The 26370-nt window shown below is 73.3% G+C and carries 29 protein-coding genes and 1 pseudogene; 9 read left to right on the top strand and 21 right to left on the bottom strand.

Annotated elements, in window-relative coordinates; translation table 11 throughout:
• A partial coding sequence (locus ACGFIE_RS24870; RefSeq protein WP_393298561.1) for a hypothetical protein occupies window positions 1–244 on the top strand: 244 nt, incomplete at its 5' end.
• Here the strand turns inward: ACGFIE_RS24870 and ACGFIE_RS24865 are convergent.
• From ACGFIE_RS24865 to ACGFIE_RS24845, 5 genes are all read right to left on the bottom strand, one after another.
• Window positions 184–603 (bottom strand): protein-tyrosine phosphatase family protein, encoded by a 420-nt coding sequence (locus ACGFIE_RS24865; RefSeq protein WP_393298558.1) that lies wholly within the window; start codon window positions 601–603, stop codon window positions 184–186. The two genes, ACGFIE_RS24870 and ACGFIE_RS24865, sit on opposite strands and share 61 nt — an antisense overlap.
• Before the next feature lie 535 nt (window positions 604–1138).
• The gene (locus ACGFIE_RS24860) at window positions 1139–1723 is read right to left on the bottom strand and encodes a hypothetical protein (RefSeq protein WP_393298555.1); all 585 of its coding nucleotides are present in this window, start codon (window positions 1721–1723) and stop codon (window positions 1139–1141) included.
• A gap of 541 nt (window positions 1724–2264) precedes the next feature.
• Window positions 2265–2915 (bottom strand): response regulator, encoded by a 651-nt coding sequence (locus tag ACGFIE_RS24855; protein ID WP_393298552.1) that lies wholly within the window; start codon window positions 2913–2915, stop codon window positions 2265–2267.
• Complete coding sequence (locus tag ACGFIE_RS24850; protein WP_393298549.1) at window positions 2906–4078, bottom strand: histidine kinase; 1173 nt, start codon at window positions 4076–4078, stop codon at window positions 2906–2908. The genes ACGFIE_RS24855 and ACGFIE_RS24850 overlap by 10 nt, the downstream gene beginning before the upstream one ends.
• Before the next feature lie 18 nt (window positions 4079–4096).
• On the bottom strand, window positions 4097–4894 hold the full coding sequence (locus ACGFIE_RS24845; protein ID WP_363689879.1) for a DedA family protein: 798 nt from the start codon (window positions 4892–4894) through the stop codon (window positions 4097–4099).
• A gap of 100 nt (window positions 4895–4994) precedes the next feature.
• Between ACGFIE_RS24845 and ACGFIE_RS24840 the strand changes: the two genes are divergently transcribed.
• The 3 genes from ACGFIE_RS24840 (at window position 4995) to ACGFIE_RS24830 (ending at window position 6740) form a co-directional block, all read left to right on the top strand.
• Window positions 4995–5675 carry a carbon-nitrogen hydrolase family protein gene (locus ACGFIE_RS24840; RefSeq protein WP_393298695.1) on the top strand — a complete coding sequence of 227 codons (681 nt, stop codon included), beginning with the start codon at window positions 4995–4997 and terminating at the stop codon, window positions 5673–5675.
• A 78-nt stretch (window positions 5676–5753) separates the two neighbouring features.
• A complete protein-coding gene (locus tag ACGFIE_RS24835; protein ID WP_393298546.1) occupies window positions 5754–6194 on the top strand; it encodes a VOC family protein in 441 nt (146 codons plus the stop codon).
• A 48-nt stretch (window positions 6195–6242) separates the two neighbouring features.
• Entirely contained in the window at window positions 6243–6740 is a 498-nt protein-coding gene (locus ACGFIE_RS24830; RefSeq protein ID WP_393298543.1) for a DinB family protein, read from the top strand.
• 19 nt (window positions 6741–6759) lie between these two features.
• Here the strand turns inward: ACGFIE_RS24830 and ACGFIE_RS24825 are convergent, their stop codons facing one another.
• The 6 genes from ACGFIE_RS24825 to ACGFIE_RS24800 form a co-directional block, all read right to left on the bottom strand.
• Entirely contained in the window at window positions 6760–7398 is a 639-nt protein-coding gene (locus ACGFIE_RS24825; protein WP_363689882.1) for a histidine phosphatase family protein, read from the bottom strand.
• A 67-nt stretch (window positions 7399–7465) separates the two neighbouring features.
• Window positions 7466–8341 (bottom strand): alpha/beta fold hydrolase, encoded by an 876-nt coding sequence (locus ACGFIE_RS24820; protein ID WP_393298540.1) that lies wholly within the window; start codon window positions 8339–8341, stop codon window positions 7466–7468.
• Window positions 8342–8390: 49 nt separating this feature from the next.
• Window positions 8391–9854, bottom strand: coding sequence for a serine/threonine-protein kinase (locus ACGFIE_RS24815; protein WP_393298537.1), 1464 nt, complete (start codon window positions 9852–9854; stop codon window positions 8391–8393).
• 88 nt (window positions 9855–9942) lie between these two features.
• A complete protein-coding gene (locus tag ACGFIE_RS24810) occupies window positions 9943–10146 on the bottom strand; it encodes a hypothetical protein (RefSeq protein WP_363689888.1) in 204 nt (67 codons plus the stop codon).
• A 2-nt stretch (window positions 10147–10148) separates the two neighbouring features.
• Complete coding sequence (locus tag ACGFIE_RS24805) at window positions 10149–11192, bottom strand: LacI family DNA-binding transcriptional regulator (RefSeq protein WP_393298534.1); 1044 nt, start codon at window positions 11190–11192, stop codon at window positions 10149–10151.
• A gap of 104 nt (window positions 11193–11296) precedes the next feature.
• The gene (locus ACGFIE_RS24800) at window positions 11297–12229 is read right to left on the bottom strand and encodes an NADP-dependent oxidoreductase (RefSeq protein WP_393298531.1); all 933 of its coding nucleotides are present in this window, start codon (window positions 12227–12229) and stop codon (window positions 11297–11299) included.
• A gap of 77 nt (window positions 12230–12306) precedes the next feature.
• Here ACGFIE_RS24800 and ACGFIE_RS24795 point away from each other — a divergent pair, with 77 nt between their 5' ends.
• On the top strand, window positions 12307–12708 hold the full coding sequence (locus tag ACGFIE_RS24795) for a winged helix-turn-helix transcriptional regulator (RefSeq protein WP_393298528.1): 402 nt from the start codon (window positions 12307–12309) through the stop codon (window positions 12706–12708).
• A gap of 14 nt (window positions 12709–12722) precedes the next feature.
• Here ACGFIE_RS24795 and ACGFIE_RS24790 read toward each other — a convergent pair whose 3' ends face one another.
• From ACGFIE_RS24790 to ACGFIE_RS24780, 3 genes and pseudogenes are all read right to left on the bottom strand, one after another.
• Window positions 12723–13565 (bottom strand): SAM-dependent methyltransferase, encoded by an 843-nt coding sequence (locus ACGFIE_RS24790; RefSeq protein WP_393298525.1) that lies wholly within the window; start codon window positions 13563–13565, stop codon window positions 12723–12725.
• Between the two features lie 84 nt (window positions 13566–13649).
• Window positions 13650–14537: pseudogene (locus tag ACGFIE_RS24785) on the bottom strand (helix-turn-helix domain-containing protein).
• Window positions 14538–14675: 138 nt separating this feature from the next.
• Window positions 14676–14915 (bottom strand): DUF397 domain-containing protein, encoded by a 240-nt coding sequence (locus ACGFIE_RS24780; protein WP_266241522.1) that lies wholly within the window; start codon window positions 14913–14915, stop codon window positions 14676–14678.
• Window positions 14916–15181: 266 nt separating this feature from the next.
• Here ACGFIE_RS24780 and ACGFIE_RS24775 point away from each other — a divergent pair, with 266 nt between their 5' ends.
• A complete protein-coding gene (locus ACGFIE_RS24775) occupies window positions 15182–15832 on the top strand; it encodes a GGDEF domain-containing protein (RefSeq protein WP_363689902.1) in 651 nt (216 codons plus the stop codon).
• Between the two features lie 4 nt (window positions 15833–15836).
• Here the strand turns inward: ACGFIE_RS24775 and rox are convergent, their stop codons facing one another.
• Together rox and ACGFIE_RS24765 are read right to left on the bottom strand one after the other, a co-directional pair.
• On the bottom strand, window positions 15837–17273 hold the full coding sequence (gene rox / locus ACGFIE_RS24770; RefSeq protein WP_393298521.1) for a rifampin monooxygenase: 1437 nt from the start codon (window positions 17271–17273) through the stop codon (window positions 15837–15839).
• A 153-nt stretch (window positions 17274–17426) separates the two neighbouring features.
• Window positions 17427–18437 carry a phosphotransferase enzyme family protein gene (locus ACGFIE_RS24765; protein ID WP_393298518.1) on the bottom strand — a complete coding sequence of 337 codons (1011 nt, stop codon included), beginning with the start codon at window positions 18435–18437 and terminating at the stop codon, window positions 17427–17429.
• Window positions 18438–18568: 131 nt separating this feature from the next.
• Between ACGFIE_RS24765 and ACGFIE_RS24760 the strand changes: the two genes are divergently transcribed.
• On the top strand, window positions 18569–19219 hold the full coding sequence (locus ACGFIE_RS24760) for a flavodoxin family protein (protein ID WP_393298514.1): 651 nt from the start codon (window positions 18569–18571) through the stop codon (window positions 19217–19219).
• Window positions 19220–19635: 416 nt separating this feature from the next.
• Here the strand turns inward: ACGFIE_RS24760 and ACGFIE_RS24755 are convergent, their stop codons facing one another.
• The gene (locus ACGFIE_RS24755) at window positions 19636–20127 is read right to left on the bottom strand and encodes a type II toxin-antitoxin system PemK/MazF family toxin (protein ID WP_393298511.1); all 492 of its coding nucleotides are present in this window, start codon (window positions 20125–20127) and stop codon (window positions 19636–19638) included.
• A 64-nt stretch (window positions 20128–20191) separates the two neighbouring features.
• Between ACGFIE_RS24755 and ACGFIE_RS24750 the strand changes: the two genes are divergently transcribed.
• Window positions 20192–20707: an NUDIX hydrolase gene (locus ACGFIE_RS24750; protein ID WP_393298508.1), complete on the top strand. Its 516-nt coding sequence runs from the start codon at window positions 20192–20194 to the stop codon at window positions 20705–20707.
• 50 nt (window positions 20708–20757) lie between these two features.
• The gene (locus ACGFIE_RS24745; protein WP_393298505.1) at window positions 20758–22059 is read left to right on the top strand and encodes a hypothetical protein; all 1302 of its coding nucleotides are present in this window, start codon (window positions 20758–20760) and stop codon (window positions 22057–22059) included.
• 129 nt (window positions 22060–22188) lie between these two features.
• Here the strand turns inward: ACGFIE_RS24745 and ACGFIE_RS24740 are convergent, their stop codons facing one another.
• The 4 genes from ACGFIE_RS24740 to ACGFIE_RS24725 form a co-directional block, all read right to left on the bottom strand.
• The gene (locus tag ACGFIE_RS24740) at window positions 22189–22794 is read right to left on the bottom strand and encodes a DUF2267 domain-containing protein (RefSeq protein ID WP_393298502.1); all 606 of its coding nucleotides are present in this window, start codon (window positions 22792–22794) and stop codon (window positions 22189–22191) included.
• 260 nt (window positions 22795–23054) lie between these two features.
• Window positions 23055–24407, bottom strand: a complete 1353-nt coding sequence (locus tag ACGFIE_RS24735; RefSeq protein WP_393298499.1) for a hypothetical protein — start codon at window positions 24405–24407, stop codon at window positions 23055–23057.
• A complete protein-coding gene (locus tag ACGFIE_RS24730; protein ID WP_393298496.1) occupies window positions 24404–25225 on the bottom strand; it encodes a sugar phosphate isomerase/epimerase family protein in 822 nt (273 codons plus the stop codon). Before ACGFIE_RS24730 ends, ACGFIE_RS24735 begins: the two co-directional genes overlap by 4 nt.
• Window positions 25226–26263 carry a zinc-binding alcohol dehydrogenase gene (locus tag ACGFIE_RS24725; RefSeq protein WP_393298494.1) on the bottom strand — a complete coding sequence of 346 codons (1038 nt, stop codon included), beginning with the start codon at window positions 26261–26263 and terminating at the stop codon, window positions 25226–25228. It lies immediately after the preceding gene.
• Between the last annotated feature and the right edge of the window lie 107 nt (window positions 26264–26370).

Raw genomic sequence — 26370 nt, 5'->3', positions numbered from 1 at the left:
GTGGCGGCGCAGCCGCGAGGCGGCGTGGCGGCGCAGCCGCGAGGCGGCGTGGCGGCGCAGCCGCGAGGCGGCGTGGCGGCGCAGCCGCGAGGCGGCGTGGCGGCGCAGCCGCGAGGCGGCGCGGCGGCGCGGCCGCGAGGCGGCGTGGCGGCGCGGCCGCGAGGCGGCTTGCGGTGGCGATGCTCAGGCGATGTGGCGCAGCCAGCGCCGCTGCCAGGGTGTCTCCACCGCCTTCGGGTGGTAGCCCGCCCGAACAAAGGTCACCGCCCGCTCGGCCGGCAGGCCGTCGAGGATCGCCAGCGCGGCCAGCGCCGTTCCCGTCCGGCCGACCCCGCCCCGGCAGGCCACTTCGACGCGTTCGCCGTCGTGTGCCCTTCGCAGCGCCGCGCGCAACGCTTCGAGTGCGTCCGCCCGATCAAGCGGCAGCCAGAAGTCAGGCCACCTGATCCGCCGATGCGGCCAGGCCGGTTCCGGTCCGGGCGCCAACAGCAGCGCGAAGTCGGCCGGTGAGACGGTCGCTGCGACACGACGCCCGCGCACCAAGGCCCCGCTGGGCAGTACGAGCACCCCCGACTGCTCCGACCAGGTCTCAGCGACAGTCACCGGAACATTGTGCCGCGACCACGGGCCGGTCAGCCTGCCCGGTCGGCACAGACAGCGCCGCCCCCGGCCGGTTGGCCGAGGGCGGCGCTGATGTCGGTGCGCAGGTCGCCTCTCGGCGAGTGGCGCGACGCGGCTCCAGCCGAACGGAATTCCGCGAAGGCATTGAGGTGAGGCCCGGGGACACTGGATCACACCGACACAGCTTCACAACCAGCCAACCCCTCCCGATGTTCCCGCCCGCTTCAGATCTTGGACAGTTTCCGTTCCGCCCTGACGGAAACTGTCCAAGATCTGAAGCGGAGACGTTCCGATCGGGGCCGGGCCGGGCCGGGCCGGGCGGGCCGCGCCGGGCGGGCCGCGCCGGGCGGGCCGCGCCGGGCGGGCCGCGCCGGGCGGGCCGCGCCGGGCGGGCCAGGCCAGGCCAGGCGGGCCAGGCGGGCCGGGCCGGGCGGGCCGCGCCGGGCGGTGGGTGGGTATGCCGATGGCCGGCACCCGGGGATCGGGATGCCGGCCATCGGTCGGATCGTGCGGTGGGTCAGCTGTTCCAGTACTGGCCGACCAGGTCGGCGGCCTGCTGCTCCCACTGGGCGTACGCGTCCGGGTACGCCGACACCTGCACGGTCTGCGCGGCCTCGGTCAGCGGCATGTCCTGCCAACCATCAACCTGACGCAGGCCCTTCAGGAACGCGGTCGTCGAGTACTCCGGGTTGGTGATCTGCTCCGGCGTACCCCAACCACTGGACGGGCGCTGCTGGAACAGGCCCAGCGAATCATGGTCGTTGGCGTCGCCGAGGTGACCCAGGTTCTCCAACTTCGACTCCTGCAGGCTCGTCGCGATCGAGATGACCGCGGCGCGCTCGGGCAGGCCGGCCTTCTTCGTGGCGGCGATGATCGCCTTGGCGTTGCCGGTCTGCTCGTCGTTCAGGTCGATGTGCGACTGGTCGCCCTGGGTGCCGTGCGGGATCAGCTTGCTGGTGTCGGGCTTGTCGGCCTGCACCACGGCCACCGGCCGGGCGTCCGTGCCGGGGGCGGCGACGTGGGCGATCGGGCCGGCGAAGACACCACCGGCGAACGCGAGACCAGCAACAGACAGCATGCTCTTACGGAAGATCGTGTTCATGGGGGTAGCTCCTTCGGGGGTAGGAACACCCGCATCACCAGGGGCGCGGTGACGGGGGTGTGAGCACCTCGTCCGGCGCTGCACAAGAAGGGGAAAGTCTTCGAGGGGTGGCGGCCAGCGAGCCGAGGCTCGCGGCGCCAGGGGGCCGGCGAGCGAGGAGCTCGCGGCACCGGACCGTGTGTAACGACCGCCGGTGCGGGGTCATTCCCGGGCTCTCAGCAGCCGTATCCGGCGGCGGCCCACGGTCGTTCGGGGGTCTGCAACGACCCGGTCGGGCCTGCCATTCCCACCCTCACGAACGGGGGGCCTCCCTCACGAACGGGCGCGGGGCCCGTGGTCCTGCGATCGTCAGGGTGTGTAACGACCCCCGGCCCGCGATGATTCCGGCCCAGGGATGCGTCAGGTCACATCCCAAACCGGCTAAAACTCGGCAATACACCCAACGAATATCACCCACGAAGGCGGAAACCGGTCAAAAGACCGACGATACCGGATGATGCGAGCATCCGGACATGCCGACCCCGCGCCCCGACGCCGAGCCCTAGGAGAGGGTGCCCAGGTAGCGCAGGACGGCGAGGATGCGGCGGCTGTAGCCGGTCGTGTGCGCGAGGCCCAGCTTGTCGAAGATGGCGTTGACGTGCTTCTCCACGGCGCTCTGCGAGATGTGCAACCGATCGGCGACAACGGAGTTCGTGTAGCCCTGGGCCATCTCGTGCAGGACGTCCCGTTCGCGCGGGGTGAGTCGGACGAACGGGTCGGGTCGATCCGTTCCGGCCACCACCTGACGGACCACCTCCGGGTCGAGCGCGGTGCCCTTGGCGGCGACCCGATCCAGGGCGTCGAGGAAGTCGTCCACCTGCGCGACCCGGTCCTTGAGCAGGTAGCCGACCCCTTCGGGACGGTCCGCCAGCAGCCGGGCGGCGTAGCGCCGCTCGACGTACTGGGACAGCACGAGGACGCCCGTGTCGGGCCAGCGCCGGCGGATCTCCAGCGCGGCACGCAACCCGTCATCGGTGTGGGTGGGCGGCATCCGGACGTCGGTGACGACCACGTCGGGACGGGACCGGTCGACCGCCTCGACGAGTTCGTCGGCGGTGCCGACCGCCGCGGCCACCTCGTGGTCCTCCTCGGTGAGCAGCCGCGTGAGGCCCTCCCGGAGCAGCGTCGAGTCTTCGGCGAGAACTAGCCGCACGGCAACTCCGCCAGCACGGTGGTCGGCCCGCCGGCCGGGCTCGTCACGCCCAGTCTGCCGTCCAGCGCGGCGACCCGACGGGCCAGCCCGGACAGGCCGCGCCCGCCGAGGTCCGCGCCGCCGACGCCGTCGTCGTGCACGCACATCCGGACCCACCCCTCCCGTACGCTGATCTCGACCGTGACCAGGGTAGCGGCGGCGTGCTTCGCGGCGTTGGTGAGCGCCTCGCAGGCCACGAAGTAGAGCACCGTCTCGATCTGCCGTTCGGGGCGCTGCGGCAGGTCGCAGCGGATCCGCACCGGCACCTCGGCGCGGCGGGCGACCATGGCCAGCACCTCGCCCAGGTCGCTGCCGTCCAACGCCGACGGGTAGACCCGCCACGCCACCTCGCGTAACTCCTCGACGGCCCGCTGCACGTCCTCGTGGGCCTGGGCCACCAGGGCTTGGGCGCGGTCGCTGTCGCGGGCGCGACGGGCTCGGCCGAGCAGCATGCCGAGGGCGACCAGCCGCTGCTGGAGGCCGTCGTGCAGGTCGCGTTCGATGCGCTGCCGTTCGGCGTCGACCGCCGCGATGACCTCCGCCCGGCTGGTGGTCAGCTCCTGCACCCGCCGGGTCAGCTCCGCCCGGCTCCCCGGACGCAGCAGCCGCCGAGCCAGCCGGACGTCCAGCGCGGCGATGCTGGCGAGGGCCTGAATGTTGAGCAGGAGCAGCACCGCCCCGACGGCGACCTGGGACAGCGCGTCGAGGAGGCTCAACTCGCCACGTACCGCCGCGCGCAGCACGATCCCGGCGAGCACCAGCCCGATGCCCAGCACGGCGTACGCCAGCAGGCCGAGCGTGCCGGGCAGCAGCCGGGCGGCCAGGTAAGCGACCTGCCGCCGCGTCGCCACCTCGCGCGACGGCGGCGGTTCTCCGGCGGCGAGCAGACCGGGGAGCAGACCGGCGAGGCGCCGACGTTCCAGGGCTACGAGCTGTCCCGCGTACCGTCTGGTCAGGTCGGTGACCCGGCGGCTGGCCGCGGGCGCGAGCGCGGACACGGCGAGCGCGACCGCCGCGGCGGTCAGAAAGCCGAGCTCGACGGCGGCCGTCACGCTCCCGGCGGCAACGCCTACCGGCAGCCGCAGCCGAGCCCACCACCGGTGGGTGTGCCGCTCCCCTGCCATGCCGCTCCCCTCGCTCGGTCAGCGCTCGTCCGAGGCCCAGGAGCCGCCCCGGTAGAGGGTGCCCCGACCGCCCGGGTCCGGCATCCCCGACGCCTGCGCACCGGGCCGGGGAGGACCGGCGGGGTCGGCGGACTCGGGGTTTCGCGCGGCGCGGCGGGCCCGCAGCACCCGCGACCCGACGAACCAGGCGACGGCCGCGACGCAGGCGACGATCACGACGTTCTGGAGTGTGCCGACGTAGCCCTCGACGAGGTGCCAGTTGTCGCCGAGCAGGTAGCCGGCGAGCACGAAGGTGGTGTTCCAGATCAGGCTGCCAAGCGTCGTGTAGAGCAGGAAGGTCCGCACCGGCATGCGCTCCACCCCGGCCGGGATGGAGATCAGGCTCCGGAAGATCGGGATCATCCGGCCGAAGAACACCGCCTTCACGCCGTGCCGCAGGAACCACGCCTCGGTCCGGTCCACGTCGCTGAGCTTCACCAGTGGCAGTCGGGCGACGATGCCGCGCATCCGCTCCCGGCCCAGGGACGCGCCGATCAGATAGAGCGCCAGCGCGCCCAGCACCGAGCCCAGCGTGGTCCAGAAGATCGCGCCGACCAGGCTCATCCGGCCCTGCGCGGCCACGAACCCGGCCAGCGGCAGGATGACCTCGCTGGGGATCGGCGGGAACAGGTTCTCCAGCGCCACCGCCAGACCGGCGCCCGGCCCGCCGAGCCGTTCCACCAGATCGCTGACGTAGCCGACGATTCCGCCCTGGGGCGGTTCGGCCGCGGCGGCGGGGGTTCCGGTGGCGAGCGCGACGTGCGACGTTCGAATCATGTCCCCACGCTACGAACCAATCCTGAGAGTCGACCATGAGGCGGACCGCCCGGTCCCGCGGCTCGCCCCCACCGGCGGGGGTGCGGAAAACCGCACCCCGCTGCGGCTCGCCGTGGCGCAGCCGCCGTGCGTACCCCTGGATGTCGCGGAGAATGCGCGGGCACACGCCGACGCGGTCCGCGCGGCGCGCGCCCGGGTGGTGGTCTTCCCGGAGCTGTCACTGACGGGGTACGAGTGGGACGGCCCGGCCGTGCCGGTGGACGACAGCCGGTTGACGCCGCTGGTGCGGGCGTGCGCCGAGGAGGGCACGTTGGCGCTGGTCGGCGCTCCGGTGGCCGGTGACCACATCGGAGTGCTGGCCGTCACCGGCGACGGTGTGTCCGTGGCGTACCGGAAGATGTGGCTGGGCGGCACCGAGGCCGAGCGGTTCCGGCCGGGCGACACGCCGAGTGTGCTCGATGTGGATGGCTGGCGAATCGGCCTGGCGGTCTGCAAGGACACCGGCGTCGCCGCGCACGCGCAGCGCACGGCCGCGCTCGGGATCGACGTGTACGCGGCGGGGATGCTGGAGTTGGCGCGCGACTCCGCCGTGCCGGACGAGCGGGCACAGCGGATCGCCACGACGCACCGGGTCTGGGTGGCGGTGGCGAGTTTCGCCGGGTCGACCGGCGGCGGCTACACCGAGGCGGCGGGCCGGTCGGCCATCTGGACGCCGCAAGGTGACGTGGCCGCCCGAGTCGGCACGGCGCCGGGCGAGGTGACCGCGACGACCATCCACTGAACGCGCCGCTGTGGACGGCCGGCACACGCGGGCCCCGAGGAGCGCCGAAGTGTCGTACCACTGCGGAAGAATCGGGGCATGAGCGCGATCCCTTCCCGACTGTCGGTGGTCACCCTTGGCGCCCGCGACATGGGCCTGCTGCGGTCGTTCTACCGATCCCTGGGCTGGCCGGAGCTGCCGACGAGCGACGACGGCTGGTCGGCGTTCCTGCTCGGTGGCGTTCTGCTCGCCCTCTTTCCACTGCCGGAGTTGGCCGCCGAGGCGGCGCCCGGCGTGCCCGAGCCGACCGGCGGCTGGTCCGGTGTGACCCTGGCCTGCAACGTCGACAGCCGCGCGGATGTCGACTCGGCCTTCGCCGCGGCCGTCGAGGCGGGGGCGACCGTGGTGGCGGAGCCGACCGACAGGCCATGGGGCGGGCGCTCGGGTTACGTCGCCGACCCCGAGGGCAACCGTTGGGAGATCGCCTGGGCGGGCACGGCCGTCTTCGACGAGCGCGGTGCTCTCGTGTCCTTCGGCTGAGCGTGCCGTGGTTGCTCGTGGGTGAGGGCCTTTGAGATGCTTCGGTCCATGACCGTCTTCCCGCCGACGTTCGCCGCCGATGTCGTCGAACGGCCGGCCCAGCCACAGTTCGAGGCGTTCATCGACGAGCACCGCGCAGCGCTCAACGGCTGCCTGGACGGGCTGACCGAGGAGCAGGCACGCCGCTCGTTGGTGCCGTCGCGGACGACCCTGCTGGGTCTGGTGAAGCACGCGACGTTCGTCGAGAAGGTGTGGTTCGACGAGGCCGTGACGTGTCGGTCGCGCACCGAGATCGGCCTCCCGGCGACGCCTGACGAGTCGTTCATCCTCGACGCCGGCGACACCATCGACAGCATCCGGTCGGCCCATCGGGAGGCGTGCGAGGCGTCCCGTCGCGCGACGGCGTCCCTGGGCCTCGACGACGTGCTGCGCGGCAACCGGCGTGGCCCGTTGCCGCTGCGCTGGGTCTACCTGCACGTGCTGCGCGAGCTGGCTCAGCACTGCGGGCACGCGGAGATCCTTCGCGAGCAGATCCTGAGCGACTGACGCGCACGGCGTTACTGGATCATGCTCCAGCCAGGCCGGTGTCCCCGAAGCGGCGCAGGGTCCAGCGGGCCGGCGGCCAGCCGCCGGTGTCGTGGTCGGTGACCCATTCGGTGATCGAGGCGGGCGGCACGTCCAGGTCGAACGCCCGGAAGATCGGCTGCGCGGCGAGGGCGTGGAAGGCGCCCTCGACGGTCTCGCTGTGGCCGACCAGGACCACTGTTTCGCCCCGGTGCCGGTGCGCGATCTCCATGATCGCGCGGCTGACGCGTACCACCAGTTCGGCCCAGCTCTCGTTGCCGTCCTCGAACGGCCGGAACACGCCCCCACCGGCCACGGCGTGTTCGGTCCGGAAGCGGGCGACCGGCAGCCCGTCGGCGTACGGCGGGGTGTGCCAGGTGCACAGACCGCAGTCCGCGAGGGGGCGGATGCCGAACGCCGAGGCGATGGGCTGCGCGGTCTCGACGGTGCGGCGCAGCACGGACGAGTACACCGCGGCCGGCGGCTCGGCGGCGTAGTCGTCCACGAGCCGCCGGGCCAACCGCTGTGCCTGGTCGTGGCCGAGCGCGGTCAGACCGCGGCAGCCGTGCGGGCCACCCACGACCCCGTCGACCTGGTGGACCGACTCGCCGTGCCGCACGAAGATCAGCCGTGTTCGCATCGGCCCATCATGCCAGCGACGCGGACGGATGGATCACCGTCCGTACGGCCGGTGGCGAAGATCGCGATCAGTCGGCGTCCAGCACCTCGCGCAGCCGTGCGGCGAACTCCTCGGGCTTGCCCGCGTAACCGTATTCGCCACCGAGGAAGCCGCCGTGGTGACTCGGGAACACCACGGCCTCCTGGCCGAGCAGAGCCGCCGTGCCGAGGGCCGTACGCGCGGTGTACGTGCCCGTCGACTCCTCCCCGACCGCGATCACGATCCGGGTCGACGCCGCGGTGAGCACGCTCGCGTCGGGACGGTAGTCGGTGACCGCCCAGGAGTTCTTCGACAACAGCGGGTCGTCGCGGCTGCCGTCGTCCTCGGTCGGCATGCCTACCGACGCCGGGTCGGGCGCGGGCTGGGCGAAGTAGGCGTCGGTGAACTCGCCCTGCCAGGACGTCATCGCGATGAACGCGGCCATGCCGGCACCGAAGCCCTTCGCCTCGTACGCCTCGTGGAAGCCGGCCCGCGCGCGCTCGGCGGCGGCGGCATCGGGGAGCACCACGTTGATCGGTGGTTCGTGGGCCACAAGCGTGGCGACGTCATCGGGGTGGGTGGCGACGAGTTCGAGGGCCGTCACCGCGCCGCCGCTGCTGGCGAAGATGTCCACCGGGCCGGCGTCGAGCGCGTCAATGAGCAGGTGCAGGTCGGCCGCCTGCTGCTGGGGTGTGTTGTCGGACCGGCCGTCGGTGCGGATGCTGCGCCCGAGGCCGCGCGGGTCGTAGGTGACGACTGTGCGGTCCGTGACGTGCGTGGCGAGCGCGTGGAAGCCTTCCGCCGTCATCGGTTGGGCGATCATGAGCAGCACCCGGTGCCCGTCGGAGGGGGGCAGCGGTCCGCGAACGTCATAGACCAGATCGACGCCGGGTACGGCGAGGGTGTGCGTCTGCGGTGTCGTCATCCGGTGAGACTACGACCGACGGTGGCCCGTGGACGACCGCGCCATGCGCTCAGTCGTCGGCGCGGTCGGTGGACAGCTCACCGGCGTGGCTGAGCAGGGCGTCGAGTTGGGCGCCCGTCTGCCGTGGCAACCGGCCACGGTCCACCAACTCGGCGATGGTGTCCCGCAGGTCGGCGATGCGCCGGTTGCGGTCCTTGGAGCGCCGGTTCACGTCGGCGAGCTCGTCGCGGAGGTCCTCGGCGGTCCTCCGCTCGACGTCGCCGCGGGCCACCGCCGCGGCGAGCACCTCCCCGAACTGGTCGCTCACCTGGCGGAAGCTGACCGGCATCTGCTGGCCGATGGTCGAGGGGGCGCTGGTGGCCGGCGGAGACGTGGAGGCCGACGCCGTCGGCTTCGGTGACCGGGTGCTGGGCGCGGGCACCGGAGCAGCGGCCGACGGCGGGGCGGCGGCCGGCGCGGAGCCGGAGATGTCGGGAGTGCCGTGACCCTGGGTGAGCAGCGCGCCGAGGCCGACCAGCACCGCGAGACCGGCCGCCACGAGGAGGGCGAGGGGCCGGCGCGAGCGGCGGCGGGCCGGCGGGGCCACGACCGGCGTCGGGCGGGCGGCGGCTGAGCGGTCGATCAGGGTCGGCGGGTGGGCCGCCGAGGCCGGCGGCAGGATGCGCAGCAGCTCGGTGGGCGGTTCGACCGGTTGGCCGGCGCCGAAGCGGCGGGCCAGCTGCGCGGCGCTCGGCCGGCGGGCCGGGTCGGCGGCGAGGCAGGCGAGGGTCAGTTCGGCGATGTCGGCGGGCAGGCCGTCCACCCGCAGCGGCGGCACCGGAGTGCCCCGCCGGTGCACCTCCAGCGCGTCCTCCCAGCTCTGTACGGGCAGGGGCGCCTCGCCGGTGAGCGTGCGGTAGAGCAGGGCGCCGAGGGCGTACACGTCGCTGGCCGGGTCGGGCGGGCCGGCGGCGAGGCGCTCGGGGGCGAAGTACGCGGGAGTGCCCATCAGCGGCTCGCCGGACTGGCTGTCGAGACCGCCGAGCGCGGCGATGCCGAAGTCGAGGACCTTGGCGCCGGTGTCGGTCAACATGACGTTGCCCGGCTTGACGTCGCGGTGCACCACCCCGATGCGGTGCGCGGCGGCCAGCGCGGCGGCGATGTGCCCGGCCACGCGGACCGCCTCGGGCCAGGGCAGTGGGCCGCCACGCAGCCGGTCGGCCAGGTTGTGCCCCTCGACCAGCTCCATCACCAGGTACGGGACGACGACGCCGCCGGCCAGGGTCGCCTCGGCGTAGTCGTACACCTGGGTGACGTGTGGGTGGGTCAGCCGGGCGGCCGCGCGGGCCTCGCGCTGGATGGTGGCCCGCAGTTGCGGGTCGGCGGCGAGCTGCCCGGCGAGCACCTTGATCGCGACCGGCCGGCCGAGCACCTCGTCGTCGGCCCGCCACACCTCGGACATGCCACCGAGACCGATCCGCTCGTGCAGCACGTAGCGGTCGTGGAGGCGGAGGGTGGGCGCGAAGGGTGACATGGCCTCACCAGTCTGCCTGGCGAGTTGCCAGTCGACCACCCTGCGTGCCTGGCACGGTGCTGTTCGTCCCACGCGTACCGAAATGGGGTCAGGAGCAGCGGGTCACCGTGGGCAACGGTCGGGGCTGGATGCGGTCGGCGAGCCGGCGCAGGGCGACGGCGGTCACCTGCCGGGTGGGTGCGAGCAGCGGCCGGCGGGCGCGCTCGACCTGGACGGGGGCGTCCGGTCGGGCCGAGGTGACGTGGCGGTGCATGGCGTCGAGAGCGGTGACGTAGCCGGTCGGGAATTCCATGGTCAACTCCTCGGGACAGGTCCGGTGGAGGCCCGGACGACGAGTGCGGTGGGTAGCAGCACATGACCGGCCGCGGCGTCCGCGGGCGGGTCGAGCAGCAGTTCGGCGGCGATCCGGCCCTTGTCCTCGGCCGGTTGCCGGACAGTGGTGAGGCCGGCGGCGGCGGCCTCGGGGACGTCGTCGAAGCCGGTCACCGAGACCGGCGGGCGGGTGCCGTCCGCTCGCTGGGCCAGCGCGTCGAGCACGCCAAGGGCGAGCACGTCGGAGCCGGCCAGCACGGCGGTCGGCGGTGCGGGCCCGTCGAACAGCCCGGCGACGGCGGCGCCCGCGGCCGGACGGCTGTTGCCGAGCGCGTTGACCACAGTCAGGTCCGCCCAGCCGACGCCGACCTCGCGGAACGCGTCGGCGAAGCCGGTGAGCCGGCCACGGGTGGTGGGGTGCCACACCTCGTGCCCCCCGGCGAGGGTGAGTGGGCCGGCCGGCGCGTCGGGCAGCACGGAGTCGGCGAGCAGGGCCACCCGGCGGTGCCCGAGACCGGCCACGTGCGCGGCGACGCTGCGGGCCGCGGCGCGCTCGTCGATGCCCACGTACCGCTCGTCCGCGCCGGCGTCGTCGCGGGCAGCCGTGCTGACGTACGGCAGTCCACGGGCGCGGATCACGTCCAACGCCCACTCCTCGTCGGCCACGCAGTAGACGCAAAAGCCGTCGACGGCGGCGTTCTCCACCGCCTGGCGGGCGTCGGTCTGTCCCCGCGGCAACGGCACCAGCAGCATGCTGGTGCCGTGCCGCTCGGCGGCGGCGCTCACCCCGGTGAGGAAGCGGACCGCGAAGGGGTCGGTGAAGGCGTACGACAGCTGCGACGTGAACAGGACCCCGATCGAGCCGACGAAGCCGCGGCGCAGCGATCGGGCGGTGGGGTTGGGCCCCGGGTAGCCGAGTTGACGGGCGGCGTCGAGGATCCGCTCGCGCAGCGCCGCCGAGAGCTGGTCGGGGCGGCTGTAGGCGTTGGACACGGTGCTGCGGGAGACGCCGACGGCGTCCGCCACGGCTTGCAGTGTTGGCTTCACCCGGCACCTCTCTGTATCGATTCAGACTGGATCGATACAGAGACTAACCCGACGAGTTCGCGACGGTCAATACGCCGACCCGGTCAGGGCACCAGCACGAGGCGACCGCGCAGGCCCCCGGCAGCCAGGCGCTCGTGCGCCGCCGCCACCTCGGTCAGTGGGAGCCGGTCGGCCAGACGCAGACTGAGCTGGCCACCGTCGACCAGGGCGGACAGCTCGGCCAGTCGTGCGCCGTCGGCGCGGACCTCCTGCACGACGACCCGGGTGGCCCGCAGCGGCGGCGGAGCGAACGGCGCCACCAGCGCGACGAAGCTGCCCCCGCCCCGCAGCGCCTCGTGCGCCCCGACCCCGACAACCGCCGCGTCGACCACCGCGTCCACGCCGCCCGGGACCACCGCGCGCACCGCCGCGCCGAGCCGGTCGGTACGCGCCACGAACCAGTCCGCTCCCCACCCCCGTACCAGCTCCTCGTCCCGGGGATCGGCCACCGCGACGGTCCGGATGCCGCGCATCGCCGCCAGTTCGAGCAGCAGACCGCCCACCCCGCCGGCCGCGCCGGTGACAAGCAACGTGCCCCCGACGCCCAGACCGGTGAGGGCCAACGACCGGGCCGCGGTCAGACCGATCAGCGGCAACGTCGCCGCCAGTTCCGGGGCGACGGTACGCGGCGCGGGAGCGACCGCGTCCTCGTCCAGCACGACCCACTCGGCCTGGGCGCCCGGCGCGGAGAGCAGGTCCCGCAGTCCGATCACCCTCTCGCCCACCGCGAACCGCCGCACGCCCGGCCCGACCGCGTCCACCTCCCCCGCGACGTCCCAGCCCAGCGCCACGACGGGCAGCGGTGGCAGCAGACCCGCCGCACTCAACGCGCCGCTGCGGGTGGACAGGTCGATCCGGTTGACGGCGGCGGCGGCGACGCGCACCCGCAGTTGTCCGACTCCCGGCTCCGGCACGGGCAGGTCGGCGATCTCCAGGACCTCGGGGCCGCCGAACCGGCGGACGATCACAGCTCTCATACCGCCGACGCTAGGAGCGCTAGTCTGCGGCGGGAAGGAGGCACCTTCGGGTGCCCTGGGCACCCGGGAGGTTCACGATGGCCACCATGACCGCCGACGAGCGCCGCGAGCGGGAACGCCGCCGGTACAACGCCTTCCTGGCCGAGTGCCCGGGGCACGAACTGCTGGCGACCCTCAGCGACAAGTGGCTGACGCTCGTGGTGAGCGCGCTTGCCGACGGACCGCTTCGGCACAGCGAACTGGCGCGCACCGTCGCCGGAGCCAGTCAGAAGATGCTCACCCAGACGCTGCGCAAGCTGGAACGCGACGGCCTGGTCAGCCGGTCGGTGACCGCGAGCGTGCCCGCTCGGGTCGACTACCGGCTGACGCCGCTGGGCGAGAGCCTGCTGCCGGTGCAGCGCGCCATCAAGGCGTGGGCCGAGACGCACATCGGCGAGGTGCACTCCGCCCGCGACCGGTACGACGCCTCGGGCGACTGACCCGGGCCGGCTGCTCAGGGCAGGCGGGCGACACCGCCGTACATGCTCACCTCGACCACCGACGGCCGCGGCTGCGGCTCGCTCTCGGCCCGCCACTCGGCGACCGACGTGATGCCCGGCTCGACCACGTCCAGCCCCGCGAAGAACCGGGTGAACTCGGCGCGCGTCCGCAGATTGATCAGACCGTGTGGGCCGCCACCCCTGGCCGCCGCCCTGGCCTCCTCGGCGATCGCCGGCGGCAGGTATTCGTGTGTGGCGTGCGACGCGGCCAGGTAACTGCCGGCCGGAAGCGCGTCGAGCAGCCGCCGTACCAAGGCGTACGGGTCGTCGTCGTCCGGCACGAAGTGCAGCACCGCCACCAGCATCAGCCCGACGGGCTGCGACAGGTCGATGGTGCGCCGCAGCTCCGGATGGCGCAGGATCCGCTCCGGGTCGCGCAGGTCGGCGTCGATGTACGCGGTGGCGCCCTCGGGAGTGCTGCTCAACAACGCACGGGCGTGCGCGAGCACGATCGGGTCATTGTCGACGTAGACCACCCGGGACTCGGGCGCGACGCCCTGCGCGACCTCGTGCGTGTTGTCGGCCGTCGGGATGCCGGTGCCGATGTCGAGGAACTGCCGGATGCCGGTCTCGCGGGCCAGAAAGCCCACCGCCCGCCGCAGGAACCGGCGGTTCTCCAGAGCGGCGGTGCGGATGGTCGGAAAGGAGGCCGCTATCGCGTCGCCGGACTCCCTGTCGGCCTGGAAGTTGTCCTTGCCGCCGAGCCAGTAGTTGTAACGGCGGGCGGGGTGTGCCACCGAGGTGTCGATCCGGTCACTCGGCGCATCGCCGGCCGTGTCGCGGGCATCGGTGGTCACTGTCGCCTCCACGCGTCGGTCCACTGTGGCCAGTCGCCGACCATGGTAATGCCACCCCGGGTGTGACCGTCGCCCCGCCGGGGGTCACTGCGGATAGACCTCGTCCAGCAGTCGAGAGAGGATCTCCTGCGTACGCTCCGGCGGCTCGGCCTCGACACACAGCCGCTCCATCGCCACGGCGTAGTAGTCGAGGTCGTCGCGCTTGTCGAGGTAGATCGCGCTGGTGAGCTGTTCGATGTAGACGATGTCGGGCAGCTCCTGGTCGCCGAAGCGCAGGATGGTGAACGCGCCACCGGCGGCCGCGTGGCCACCTGCGGCGAACGGGATGACCTGGAGCCGGATGCCTGGCGACTTGGTCGCCTCGATGAGCGCGGTGAGTTGGCCGCGCATGACCTCGGCGCCGCCGATCGGACGGCGCAGCGCCGCCTCGTCCACCACGGCCTAGAGCTGCGGCGGGTTGTCCCGGTGGAGCAGTTGCTGGCGCTGCATCCGCAAGGCCACCCGGCGATCGATCTCGTCGGCGCCGGCCCCGCCGTGCCCGAGGAGCACGACCGCGCGAGCGTACTCCCGGGTCTGCAGAAGGCCGGGGACGAACTGCACCTCGTAGCTGCGGATCAGCGCGGCCGCGGCCTCCAGGCCCAGGTACGACTGGAACCAGCTGGGCAGCACGTCGCCGTAGCGGTGCCACCAGCCGGGGCTGTTGGCGTCCCGGGCGAGCTTCAGCAGCGCCTCGCGCTCCCCCTCGTCGCTGACGCCGTAGAGGGTGAGCAGGTCGGACACGTCGCGCTCCTTGAAGCCGACCCGTCCCAGCTCCATCCGACTGATCTTCGACTCGGAGGAGCGGATCTCCCACCCGGCGCCCTCCCGGGTCACCCCGCTGGACTCCCGCAGGCGGCGCAGTTGGGCGCCGAGCAGCATACGCAGCACGGTGGGCCCGGTTGTCGGGCCGCCCTCGGCGGGAACCATCGTCACGTGCGGACCTCCGGATACCGACCATGCGGTCGGGCACCCAGCCCGGCCGACGTGTAAGCATGCCATGGACCGACAGTGAGGTGAACTCCTCCGGACCGGCGATTCAGTCCCGTCGCCGGGACGACCTCCGGCGGCCGGTCAGTTGATCAGGTGATCGAAGTCGCCGTCGCGCGCCCCGAGCACGAAGGCCGCGATCTCGTCCACTGTGTAGATCAGTGCGGGCCCCTCGGGATGGCGCGAGTTGCGAACGGCGATACCGGCGCCCCCGGGCAGTTCGGCGAGTTCGACACAGTTGCCGCTCGGGTTGCTACGGCGACTCTTCTGCCAGGTCAGCGGGGGCAACTGAGGAATCGGAACGCCATTGGGTGGCTGTTGCATGAGAGGCGTCTTTCTGCTCACGAGCCCGCCGGTGCCCGTGGGAGGAGCGGTGACGGCGAGGGTGCGGTATCGACATCGGACGGTTATGCACGTGCATCTGCTATTGCATCTGCACCGGACGGCGAGCATGATAACGCACGTGATCGGTGCTTATCCGTTCACTTTGCGTTACCCCGACGGGGGCAACCACCAGGGGAAACTGGCCCGACGCGGCACCGCGCCGCGCAGACCGACGGCGGGAGGCGGTCGCGGCGATGGGAGGTCTCGTGCCGGATCCGATGAGCGTCGCCTCCGGCCTCTGTGCGGCGGGAGCGCTCCTCTCCTCCTGGCAGATGCGCCGACGGGCCCTGCAGGCCGAAGCCGAGATCGGGCACCTCCAGGCCGAGCTGGCCGCCGAGCGGCACGCCGCCAGCCACGACCCACTCACCGGGCTGCCCAACCGCCGCGCCTTCTACCGCCTCGCGGCCGCCCTGCTCACCAACGCCGACGGCCAGCCACTGATCGCCATCGTGCTCGACCTCGACGACTTCAAGCAGATCAACGACAGGTACGGGCACGCCGCCGGCGACCAGGTGCTGATCAGCGTGGCCGAACGCCTGGCCGGTTTCGCCGGGGACAACCTCGTGGCCCGCCTCGGCGGCGACGAGTTCGCGGGCCTGCTCGCCAGCCCGACCGTCGACAGGCGCTGGATCGAGCACGCCACCCGACGCCTCAGCGAGACCGTCGCCGCGCCCATCCGGCTCAGTGGGTGCAGCGTCCGGGTCACCGCCTCGGTCGGGCTCTCCCCGGTGACCGGCCCGGCCCAGCTCACCGACGCGCTCAGCCGCGCCGACGCGGCCATGTACCAGGCGAAGAGCCTCTCCGGCCCCCGGGCCCCCCGCGAACTCGTGGACAGCACCCGACTCGCGGAGCGGTGACCGCTCAGGTGGCGGGTGCCCCGAACCACCGGGGCAGGTGGTCCTCCAGCTCGGCCTGATCGTCACCGGCCCACGCCACGTGGCCGTCCGGCCGCAGCAGCACGGCGGGTACGTCCAGCTCGTCGCCGACGTCGCCGACGTCGACGACGTGGTCGACCCGGTCGGCCCACCCGGCGACCGAGAGCCGACCGGTCTGGTCGAGCAGCAGCCCACGACCGGCGCGCATCAGCTCGTAGAGGCGTCCCCGCCTGAGCCGCACGTCCCGCAGGTGCCGGCCGAGCAGCTCGTGGCCCGCCCCGAAGTCGTAGCGGACCCCGAGCGCGGTGACCTTCTCGATCAGGTACCTGTTGACGTCCTCGAAGTCCATCAGCTCCGCCAGCAGGTGGCGTACCGCCTGCGGCCCCGGCTCGGGCGACAGCAGGAACATCTGCGCGCGGGTGTTGACGAGCACGTCGGCTGCGACCGGGTGCCGCTCGGCGTGATAGGTGTCCAGCAGCCCTTCGGGCGCCCAGCCGGTGACCTCGGCGGCCAGTTTCCAGCCGAGGTTGACCGCGTCCTGGATGCCGAGGTTGAGCCCCTGACCGCCGGTCGGTGGGTGGATGTGCGCGGCGTCGCCGGCCAGCAGCACCCGGCCGACGCGGTAGCGCTCGGCCAACCGGGTGGCGTCACCGAAGCGGGAGAGCCAGCGCGGCGAGTGCACGCCGAAGTCGGTGCCCGCGTACGCCCGCAGTTGGTGTTGGAACTCCTCGATGGTCGGCGGGACCGAGCGATCCTCGGCCACCCCGTCGGCGGGAACGAGGACCCGGTAGACGCCGTCCCCGAGCGGCCCGAGGCCGAACCGCAGGTGGGTTCTGCGCACCTCGGCCACCACGTCGGTCACCGTCTGCGCGGGCACGCCGACCTCCATCTCGCCCAGCAGCGAATCGACCCGGCTGGGCTCGCCGGGAAAGCCGACGCCGAGCAGCCGACGCACAGTGCTCCGGCCGCCGTCGCAGCCGACGAGATATCGGGAGCGCAGCCGCGTGCCGTCGGCCAACTCCGCCGTGACCCCGTCGTCGTCCTCGCTCAGTCCGACCAGTTCGCGGCCGCGCCGGATCTCGACGCCGACCTCGACGGCGTGTTCGGCCAGCAGGCGGTCGGTGACGGGCTGCGGGATACCGAGGACGTACGCGTGCGCGGTGTCGAGACCGCGCGGCGGCGGCTTGGGAATCGCCGCGAAGTAACCACCGAGCGGATGCCGCGTGCCCAGAGCGAGGAAACGCTCCAGCAGGCCCCGCTGGTCCATCACCTCGATGCTGCGGGCGTGCAGGCCGAGCGAACGGACGTAGCGGGTCGGCTCACTGTCCTTCTCCAGGACGATGACGTGCACGCCGTGCAGCCGCAACTCGCTGGCCAGCAGGAGACCTGTCGGTCCACCACCGGCAATGATCACGTCAATCATGAAATCCCCCGATTTTCCCACTTGTGGGCTTCGGGTGCAGATTCTGCGACACCATACGGGTCTTGCCGCAAGTCCCCCGGTGCGATATACGTTAGAGGTGGCAGGGAGTGCGCTCTCCTTGCCTTTCCTTGTCTCTGTCCCGAGTCATCCCGCTCAGGACCGCTCGTCGAGGCGCCGCCCGTCGAGGTCACGCAGCGCCGCGTCGGCGAGGGTGACCAGGCCGACCGGCGACACGAGGCCCCGCACGATCCGGGCCGCCGTCGCGCGATCGTCGGGGCTGCCCGCACTGTCCAGCGCCTGGCGGGTCCAGTCGCTGAAGTCGTCGAGCGCGCGAACGGCGAGGAACCAGGCCAGCCGCGCCGCGTCGACGTCGGGAGCGCCGTACCCGGCGCGCACGGCCCTCTCCTGCGCCGGGGTGATCGGCGCGAAGGCGAGCACGCCGCCCACGACGAACATCAGGTCACACTCGCGCGGGGCGAGCACCGCGTCGTCCCAGTCGACCAACCAGACCTGGCCCTCCGGGCCGAGCAGCAGATTGCCCAGGTGGGGGTCGCCGTGGCAGACCACCGCCGGCCCCGAGCGTGCGGCGGCCAGCCGTTCGACCCCCCGGATCACAGTGGACACCCGGTCGGCGACCGAGGCCCAGGTGGCCGTCAACTCGGCGACCAACGGATCGCCGGGCTCGATCCGGTCGCGAAGCCGCCCGGCCATGTCGCGGGTCGCGGCCACGATCGAGGGGTACGCCTCACCGCCCGCCGGCAGCGCACGCGCCAGCTCGTCGGTCACCGGCGCCGCGTGCACGGCTGCCAACATCTCGCCGTAGGCACGCCAGTGCGCCTCGGTCATCGGGCCGTCGAGTGCCCGCTGGTCGGAGACCCACGGCACCAAGGCGAGCCGGCGCCCGTCCCGCTCAGCGAACAGACGCCCGTCGCGGGTACGCAGCGGCGCCGCGATCCCCGGCACGCCCCGCGCCGCCAGGTGCGCGGTCACGATCAGGCCGGCCGAGGTGCCGCCACCGCTGAGCTTGACCGCAAACCGTGCGCCGTCGGGGGTCCGGGCCCGCCACAGCCGGGCGCGCTCGTCCGAGCCATGCGTGATCTCGTTCAGCACGGACAGGTCGAGACCGAAGTCCGCACGGACCCAGTCGGCCACCTGCCGCGACATGTCGGCCATCATGCGTGCACCCTGCCACCGGCCCCAGGGATGTGTCGCCTCCTTTGTTGGCGTGATTCGGGCCGGTGCCCGGGTATGAGGGGGCAGATCAGCGCTCTGCCCGACGGCCGGAAGGAACAGACATGGCGAGCATCCGTGCGCTCGTACTCAACTGCACCCTGAAACCGTCACCGGCCCCGTCCAGCTCGGAACAGCTCGGCCGGGAGGTGCTGGCCGAGCTGGCCGCGCAGGGGGTGGACGGCGAACTGGTCCGGGTCGTCGACCACGACGTTCGCTTCGGCGTGTCGACCGACGAGGGGCACGGCGACGGTTGGCCCGCCATCCGTGCCAAGCTGCTGGCTGCACAGGTGCTCATCATCGCCACACCGATCTGGCTCGGACAGCCGGCGAGCGTCTGCAAGATGGTCCTCGAACGCCTCGACGCCGAACTCTCCGAGACCGACGCCGAGGGCCGACTCCTGACCTACGGCAAGGTGGCCGGGGTCGCGGTCGTCGGCAACGAGGACGGCGCCCACCACACCATCGGTCAGGTGCAGCAGGCACTCAACGAGGTCGGTTTCACCTGCCCCGCCGCCGCTGCCACCTACTGGGTCGGCGAGGCGCTGCACACGGTGGACTACCGCGACGTCGGTCCCAAGCCGGACACCACCGGCCGCACCACCAAGGCACTGGCGCTCAACTGCGCGCACCTGGCCCGGCTGCTCGCCGAGCAGCCGTACCCCCCGCCGGACGCACGCAGCGCCGCGGTCGGCCCGAGCCGTGAACCCGCCTGACCGTCGACCGCCCGCCAGCCCTGGCGGCACGCACGAGCCGGCACGCTCGACGAGAGTGCACCGGCTCGATCGGGTCTTCCCGGATGCACACCTACTCAGCCTGTCGAGCTGCCCCATTCGTGGGGCGGCCGCGGCGATCTTCTACCGCCGACCCACCGGACGTGCCCGATTCGGGGCCGCGCCACAAACTCCCGACCGTCGCCACAACGGGCGAGGGTCGCCGCCACGAACCGGCTCGGGCCACGCCACCACCGACCAGGCCGCCATCACGAACCCGCCCAGGCGGCCCGAGGGCTCGCCGGGCCGGCTGAGAGCGCGCCCGCCGTACTCGGACGCGCGCCCCATTCCTGGGGCAGGTCGACAGGCACTGAAGGGCATCCGACTGACACCTACGGGAGTGGCCGGCAGGAGTACGGTCAGCGCCAGCCGTAGTTGGCGCGCAGCGCCTGCCCGACCCGGTCGAACCGGGGCCGGTCCAGCACGGCGCCCTCGCGGCGGATGCTGTCCTCGCGCATGGTGAGCACGCGGTCCAGGCGTACCCAGCTCGGCCGCTTGTCACGGTCCCACTCCCCGGGGCCGAGCGCGAACCAGTGCCGCTGCCCGTCCCGCTCGCTCTGGCTGGACAGCATCAGCCCGAACAGCGTCCGGCTGTGCCGCCCGACCACCAGCACCGGACGGTCCTTGCCCTGGCGGGGGTCATCCTCGTACGGCACCCAGGTCCAGACGATCTCGCCGGGATCGGCCTGGCCGTCCCGCTCGGGCGCGTAGGTCAGCTCCCGACGCTGCAACGCGCTCACCTGACGGGGACGAGCCACCCGCGCGGGGGCCGGCCCGGTACGCCGGGGCGACGGGATGACCGCGCCCACCCGGGAGATGCGTTGCGCCACGTTCCTCAACAGACCAGCCACGGCGGGCAGCCTACCGGCCCCGGCGCGGACCGCCGGAGTCGGCGCTCTGCGGCAGACTGGCCCGATGGACGAACTACCCGACGACCTGCCGATCCTCCAGCGGCGCGCGGTGCGCGTGGTGGTCCTCGACGACACCGACCGGGTGCTGCTGTTCCACACCCGCGACCCGGACCATCCGCGGCTGGGCACGTGGTGGGAGCTGCCCGGCGGCGGCATGGACCCCGGTGAGACGTACCGGGACACGGCCGTGCGGGAGCTGCGCGAGGAGACCGGCATCGTGGTGACCGTCGACGAGGTGGGCGCGCCGACCTGGCGACGACGGGCGAGTTTCCTGCACCGCCAACTGCGCCACGTCCAGGACGAGGTGATCGTCGCCGTACGGCTGACCGGGCCCGGCCCGGACGTCGACGAGGCGGACCGGCTCGACTACGAGCGCGAGGACTACTTCGGCTTCCGCTGGTGGCCGCTGGCGGAGATGGTGGCCAGTCGGCAACGGTTCTACCCCGGGCAGCTCCCCCGGCTGGTCACGCCCTTCCTGGCCGGCGAGGAGATCGACGAGCCGTTCGAACTGTGGTCCTGAGTCGCGGCGGCGAGGATGCCGGAGTGGGGCGCGGCGGGCAGAGTGGGGGCATGACGACCGACCTGCACGGGCCGCTGGCCGCGTACGCCGAGCGGCTGCACGCCACGATCGGGGACCGGCACCACGTCGCCTCCCCGCTCGGCGCCTGGCTGCTGCTCGCCCTCAGCGCGGCGACGGCCGACGCCGACCCGGCGACCGGACCGGAACCGGCGACCGAGCCCACGGCGGCCACCGACGTGGCGGCCGCGACCGGGCCGGACTCGGCGATCGGACGGCTGGCGGACGCGCTGGGCACGGACCTGGCCAGCGCGGCGGAGGTTGCCCGCACGCTGCTCGACGCGCCGCACCCGCTTGTCGCTTCGGCCACCGCGCTCTGGCTCCGGTCGGGCCACCTCACCGGCGAGCCGGCCGGGTGGCGGGCCGCGCTGCCCACGGCGACCGAGGTCGGGACGCTCCCCGACCAGGCCGGGTTGGACGCGTGGGCACGCGAGCACACCGACGGCCTGATCGAGACGTTTCCCCTGAAGGTCCACCCGGACGTCGTGTTCGCCCTCGCCAGTGCCCTCGCGACCCGGATCTCCTGGGCGCAGCCGTTCGAGGTCACCGACGCCCGCGCGCTGGGCCCCGCCAGCGCCTGGGCGCGCGACCTACGGCGCGTCCTGCGCAGCCCGAGCCACGGCCACCGGTGCGCCATCGTCACGACCGCACGGGCCGGCGACGTGATCGTGCACGCCGCACCGGCCCAGGCGACCGACGGCGCGGGACTGGTGGTGCTCTCGGTGGCCGCCGCACCGCACGTCCCGCCGGCCGATGTGCTGGCCGCCGCGTACGACCTCAGCGCCGGAGCGGCCGACGGCGCGCGACCGGCCGGAGGGCGCTCGCTGTTCGACCTGCCGCTGGGCGAGACCGCGCTGTGGACGCTGCGGGAGGAGCGGGTCCGGACCCGCGCCCGTGACGGCCGCGAGGAACGGCACAGCGCGGTGCTCCCCTGCTGGTCGGCCCGCAGCGAGCACGACCTGACCGCCGAGTCGCTGGGCTTCCCGGCGGCCACGGCGGCGCTGGCCACGGCGCTCGCCCAGCCGGTGCAGGGCTTCGAGGCACGGCAGGTGGCAATGGCCCGCTACGGCCGGTACGGCTTCGAGGCGGCGGCGGTGACAGGCATGTTCGGCACCGTCAGCCTGCCGCCGGAGGGTGTCGCCCGCACGGCGGAGTTGCGCTTCGGCCACCCGTACGCCGTGGTGGCCGTCGCGACCGACACCACTGCCGACGGCGCCACCGGGCCGTGGCACGGGGTGCCGGTCTTCTCCGCGTGGGTCACCGAGCCGGAGGACCTGCCCGACGCCGACGCCTAGACGCCCGTCGCAGGCTTGATCGACTCAGGTTCCTGCACATCGGGGTATCCCCGGGTTCGGGATGCCCCGATGTGCAGGAAGGCGAGTGGACCTTGTGGCCTGGAGCGCGGACGGCGGCGTGGGCGCGGGTCAGGGTGTGAACGGGTCGGGCAGGGTGGGCGAACCGGTCGCGGCGCCGCCATCGTCGTCGCGGGGCAGTCGCGCGACCATCTCCCGGAACTCCCGTACGGTCACCGCCTCCCGCAGGGTCGCGAAGACCGCTCCGGTACCGGCCCGTGCCGTTGCCTGGTCCACCCCGGCGCGCTGGCCCACCCGGCGCAGGAACTCCGCCGGCCCGGCGTCCCCCGGCGCCGGCGTTGCGGCAGGCCCACCGATCTCGAGGCCCACACCGGTGTCGAGCCCGTCGACGCCGGTGACCGGAGCGGGAACCGGGTCCGAGGACGAGCCAGCCAGGTCCCCGGGCAGGCCAGCCGGGTCCGCGGACCAGCCCGCCACCCCCGCAGGCGGGCCAGCCGGGTTCGCGGGTGGGCTCGTCGTCGCGCCGTCCAGGTAGCCGTCGACCTCGTCCGGAAGGTGTTCGGTGAGATCGTCCGGCGGGCCACCGGTTACTCGGTCGGCCATCGTCTGGAGCACCGCGCGGGCGAGCGCGGCGGCCTGCTCGGTCGGTAGGCCGGACCGTCGGGACACCGCGTCGATGAAGTGCGGAAACCCGTCGCCACCCGCGCTGTCGGTCACGCCGCGCGCTTACCCCGGGCCACCGACGCCAAACGGCGCGGCCAGCACGGCAGCCCAGCCACCAGCACGGCCATCGGCACCGCGGGACGGAACATCCTTCAGCGCAGCAGGTCCGCGTCCCGCAGGTGGTCGAAGATGAGCTGGTCGACCGGGGAGGTCCGGTGTCGGTCGGCGTACCCGAGCCAGGCCACCTTGTCGATCTCGCGCACGCCACCCCTCCCGGCCGTCAGGACCGGGCACGCTACCAGCCGACGGACCGCTCAGGGCACCGGCTCGTCGGCGAGCAGGTCGAGCAGCAGCGCGGCGGTCCAGCCGAACGCCGGTGAGCCCAGCCCGACGCCGGTGTCGGGGTGGAAGTACTCGTGGCAGCCCGCCCCGGCGACCAGGTCGATCATCGAGCGGCGCAGGCCGGCCGCCAGCTCCGGGTGGCCGTGGGTCAGCAGGCCGTGCCGCACCAGCCAGCCGATGTTCAGCCAACTCGGCCCGCGCCAGTAGCGCAACGGTTCGAAGTCGGGCGCGGTGCGGTCGTAGGTGGGCAGCGGCCGGTCCATCCACCGGACCACCCCGAAGCGCGGCGACCGGGCCTCGACGACAAGCGCGTCGACCTGCCGGGAGGGCAGGCCGGGCAGGATCAGGGGTGCGAGCCCGAGCACGGTACGCGCGCCGACGAGCCGATCGGTGCGCAGGTCACGGGGCTGGAACGTGCCCGTGCGCGGGTCGTACAGCCGGCGTACCAACGCCTCGGTGACGCGGTCCGCGCGGGCCCGGTGCGCGGCGGGGTCGGCGCCGGTGAGCGCGGCGATCTCGGCCAGCGCGTGCTCGGCCGCCCCGAACGCCGCGTTGAACAGCGGGCACTCCACAAGGAACGGATGGCCGTCGGCAAGGTCGCGGTCGGCGTAGCCGTGGTCGCGGTAGGCCGTGACGATCGCCAGGTAGCGCGCGTAGTCCAGGTCCGTGGGGCGGTGCGCGGCGTCGGCGTGCGCGGTGTCGTGCCGACGGTACGCGCGCATGACCGCCGCTTTGGCGTCGACAGCAGCCATCGGCTCGTCCCAGGCGGGGCTGTTGTCCAGACCGGACTCCCACGGGTGGACGACGCACACCAGGCCGTCGCCGGCGACGTCTCGCCGCTCGGCCAGGTACCGCTGCTGGGCGACAAGCGCCGGGTAGAGCCGACGCAGCGCGGCCAGCCCGGCCGGATCGGGTGCCCGCCGGTACGCCAGCAGCGCGGCGAGCGCGTGCACCGGCGGCTGGACCAGGCCGGAGGTGTCCACCGCCGGCGCGCCCTCGACGTCGGCGGAGCGCCACAGCTCCGGGCCGGGGAAGTACGCGCCGACGCGCAGCGTCGGGTTGAACACGATGTGCGGCACCCGCCCGTCGGCCCACTGCGCCCGGAACAGGCTCGTCAGCTCCTGCCAGGCCCGCTCGGGACGCGCGTGGGCCCACCCGAGGGCGATGAACGCGGAGTCCCAGCTCCACTGGTGCGGATAGAGGGTGCGCGACGGGACGGTGTGGTCGTGTTCCCAGTTGGCGTCGAGGGTGGCGACGGCGAGCCGACGCAGCCCGGCCAGGTCGGTGGACCCGCCGGTGCGGGTGGGGACGGCGCCGCCGGTCATGCGGCGGCCCGCCGGGGCAGCGCGTGCCGCAGCACCGCCGCGGCCTGTTGCAGGGCACGGACCGGGTCGCCGCGCAGCCGGCACTCGAGGGCCAGCCAGCCGCGGTAGTCCAGCTCGAGCAGGGTCCGTACGAGCGCCGGCCAGTCCAGGTGACCGGTGCCCGGCTGGTACCTGTTGGAGTCGCTCACCTGCACGTGCCCGAGGTACGGGGCGGCGGCGCGCAGCGCCCGGTGCACGTCGTCCTCCTCGATGTTCATGTGGAAGGTGTCGGCGACGACCCGCACCGAGGGCAGCCCGAGCGCGGCGCAGAGGGCGACCGCCTCGTCGAGCCGGTTGACCATGTGGTCCTCGTACCTGTTGAGGGGTTCGAGGAAGAGGGTGACCCCCTCGGCGCGGGCGTGCTCGCCCAGCGCGCCGAGGGCGTCGAGGAGCACCTGGCGGTCGCCGGCCGGCGGGCGTGGCGGCTCGAACGGCGGCAGCCGCCGGGAGAACATGCCCCACGCGGCCGGGGTCATCGCCCCGACGCCACCCAGCTCGGCGATGACCGAGAGCTGTGAGCGCAGGTTGCGGACGGCGTCGGCGGACCGGGCGGGGTCGAAGTCGCCGATGAAGTGGTCCATCTCGACGCAGACGGTGGGCATCACCACCCCGGCGGCGCGGGCGCGGCGCAGCTCGGGCAGGCGGTCGGCGAACGCGAGGTTCCCGCGGCCGCGCAGCTCGATGCCCTGGTAGCCGAGCGCGGTGGCGAGGGCGTACTTCTGGATCAGGTTGGTGCCTGGCAGGAGTTGTTCCTGGCAGGCCAGCGCGATGGTGGTCATCTAGAACCTCAACACCACTTGGAGGACGTCACCGGCGCCGCGGTCGAGCAGCGCGAGGGCGTCGGCGACCGCGCTGGCGTCGACGATGTGGCTGACCAGCGGCAACGGGTCGACGCTGTGCTCGGCCACCAGCTCCATGAAGGTCTGCGCGACCCGGTCTCCGGTCCACCGGCCGGCCATGCCCGGCGCGGGGGTGGGCCCGGAGACCTGTGCGGCCACCAGCTGGATGCGGTTGTGGTGGAACTCCTCGCCGAGGCCGAGCGCGTCGGCCTGGCCCTGGTAGAAGCCGGCGGCCACGACCCGGCCGGCGTGTGCGGTGGAGCGGATCGCCTCGTGCAGCGCCGGGTACGCCCCGGACAGCTCCAGGCAGACGTCCGCGCCCCGGCCGCCGGTGAGGTCACGCAGCACGGCGGCGGCGGACTGGGTCGCCACGTCCACCGTGGATCGTGCGCCGTAGCGGGTGGCGTGGGCCAGCCGGGCGGGCACCCGGTCGACGGCCACCACCCGGGCGCCGGAGAGCGCGGCGAGCCGGGTGGCGAGCAGCCCGATGACGCCCTGCCCGAAGACGCCGACCCAGTCGCCCAGGTGCAGGTCACCGGCGAGCACGGCGGTGAGCGCGATGGCCCCCGGCCGGGCGAAGACCGCGGCGAGCGGGTCCAGGTCGGCGGGGAGCGGCCAGACCGCCCCGGCGGCGAGGACCGCTTCGGCCCGGTGCCCCCAGATGCCCCACACGAGTTGCCCGGGGTGCCTGTCGACGACCTCGGGCGCCACCTCGACGACCTCGCCGACCTCCTCGTAGCCGAAGCCGATAAGCGGGTAGGGCACCGGGGTCTGGCGGGGGACGAACATCCGGGCGGCGTCGTCCCAGTCCTTGCGGAGTCGGGGGTTGCTGCCCCGGTAGAGGGTCAGCTCGGTGCCGGCGGAGATGCCCGAGTAGCAGGTGCGGACCCGGACCTGGCCGGGGCCGAGCGGATCCGGCGGGCAGGGCTCGAGGCTGATCCGTCGAGGCCCGGCGAGAGAGACCACCCAGTTGCCCATGTGTCACATCCCGGTAGCACTGGGCTCCAGGATAGACACAAAATCGCAATATGTCTTGTTATTGATCAATCGAACGTGTTGAATCCGTCATGTACCCTTCGAGAGGA

This window comes from Micromonospora sp. NPDC049275 (genome assembly GCF_043197115.1).
Lineage (GTDB): Bacteria > Actinomycetota > Actinomycetes > Mycobacteriales > Micromonosporaceae > Micromonospora.
Note: the sequence above shows the minus strand (reverse complement) of the source record. Positions and strands in the feature narration are given on the sequence as shown.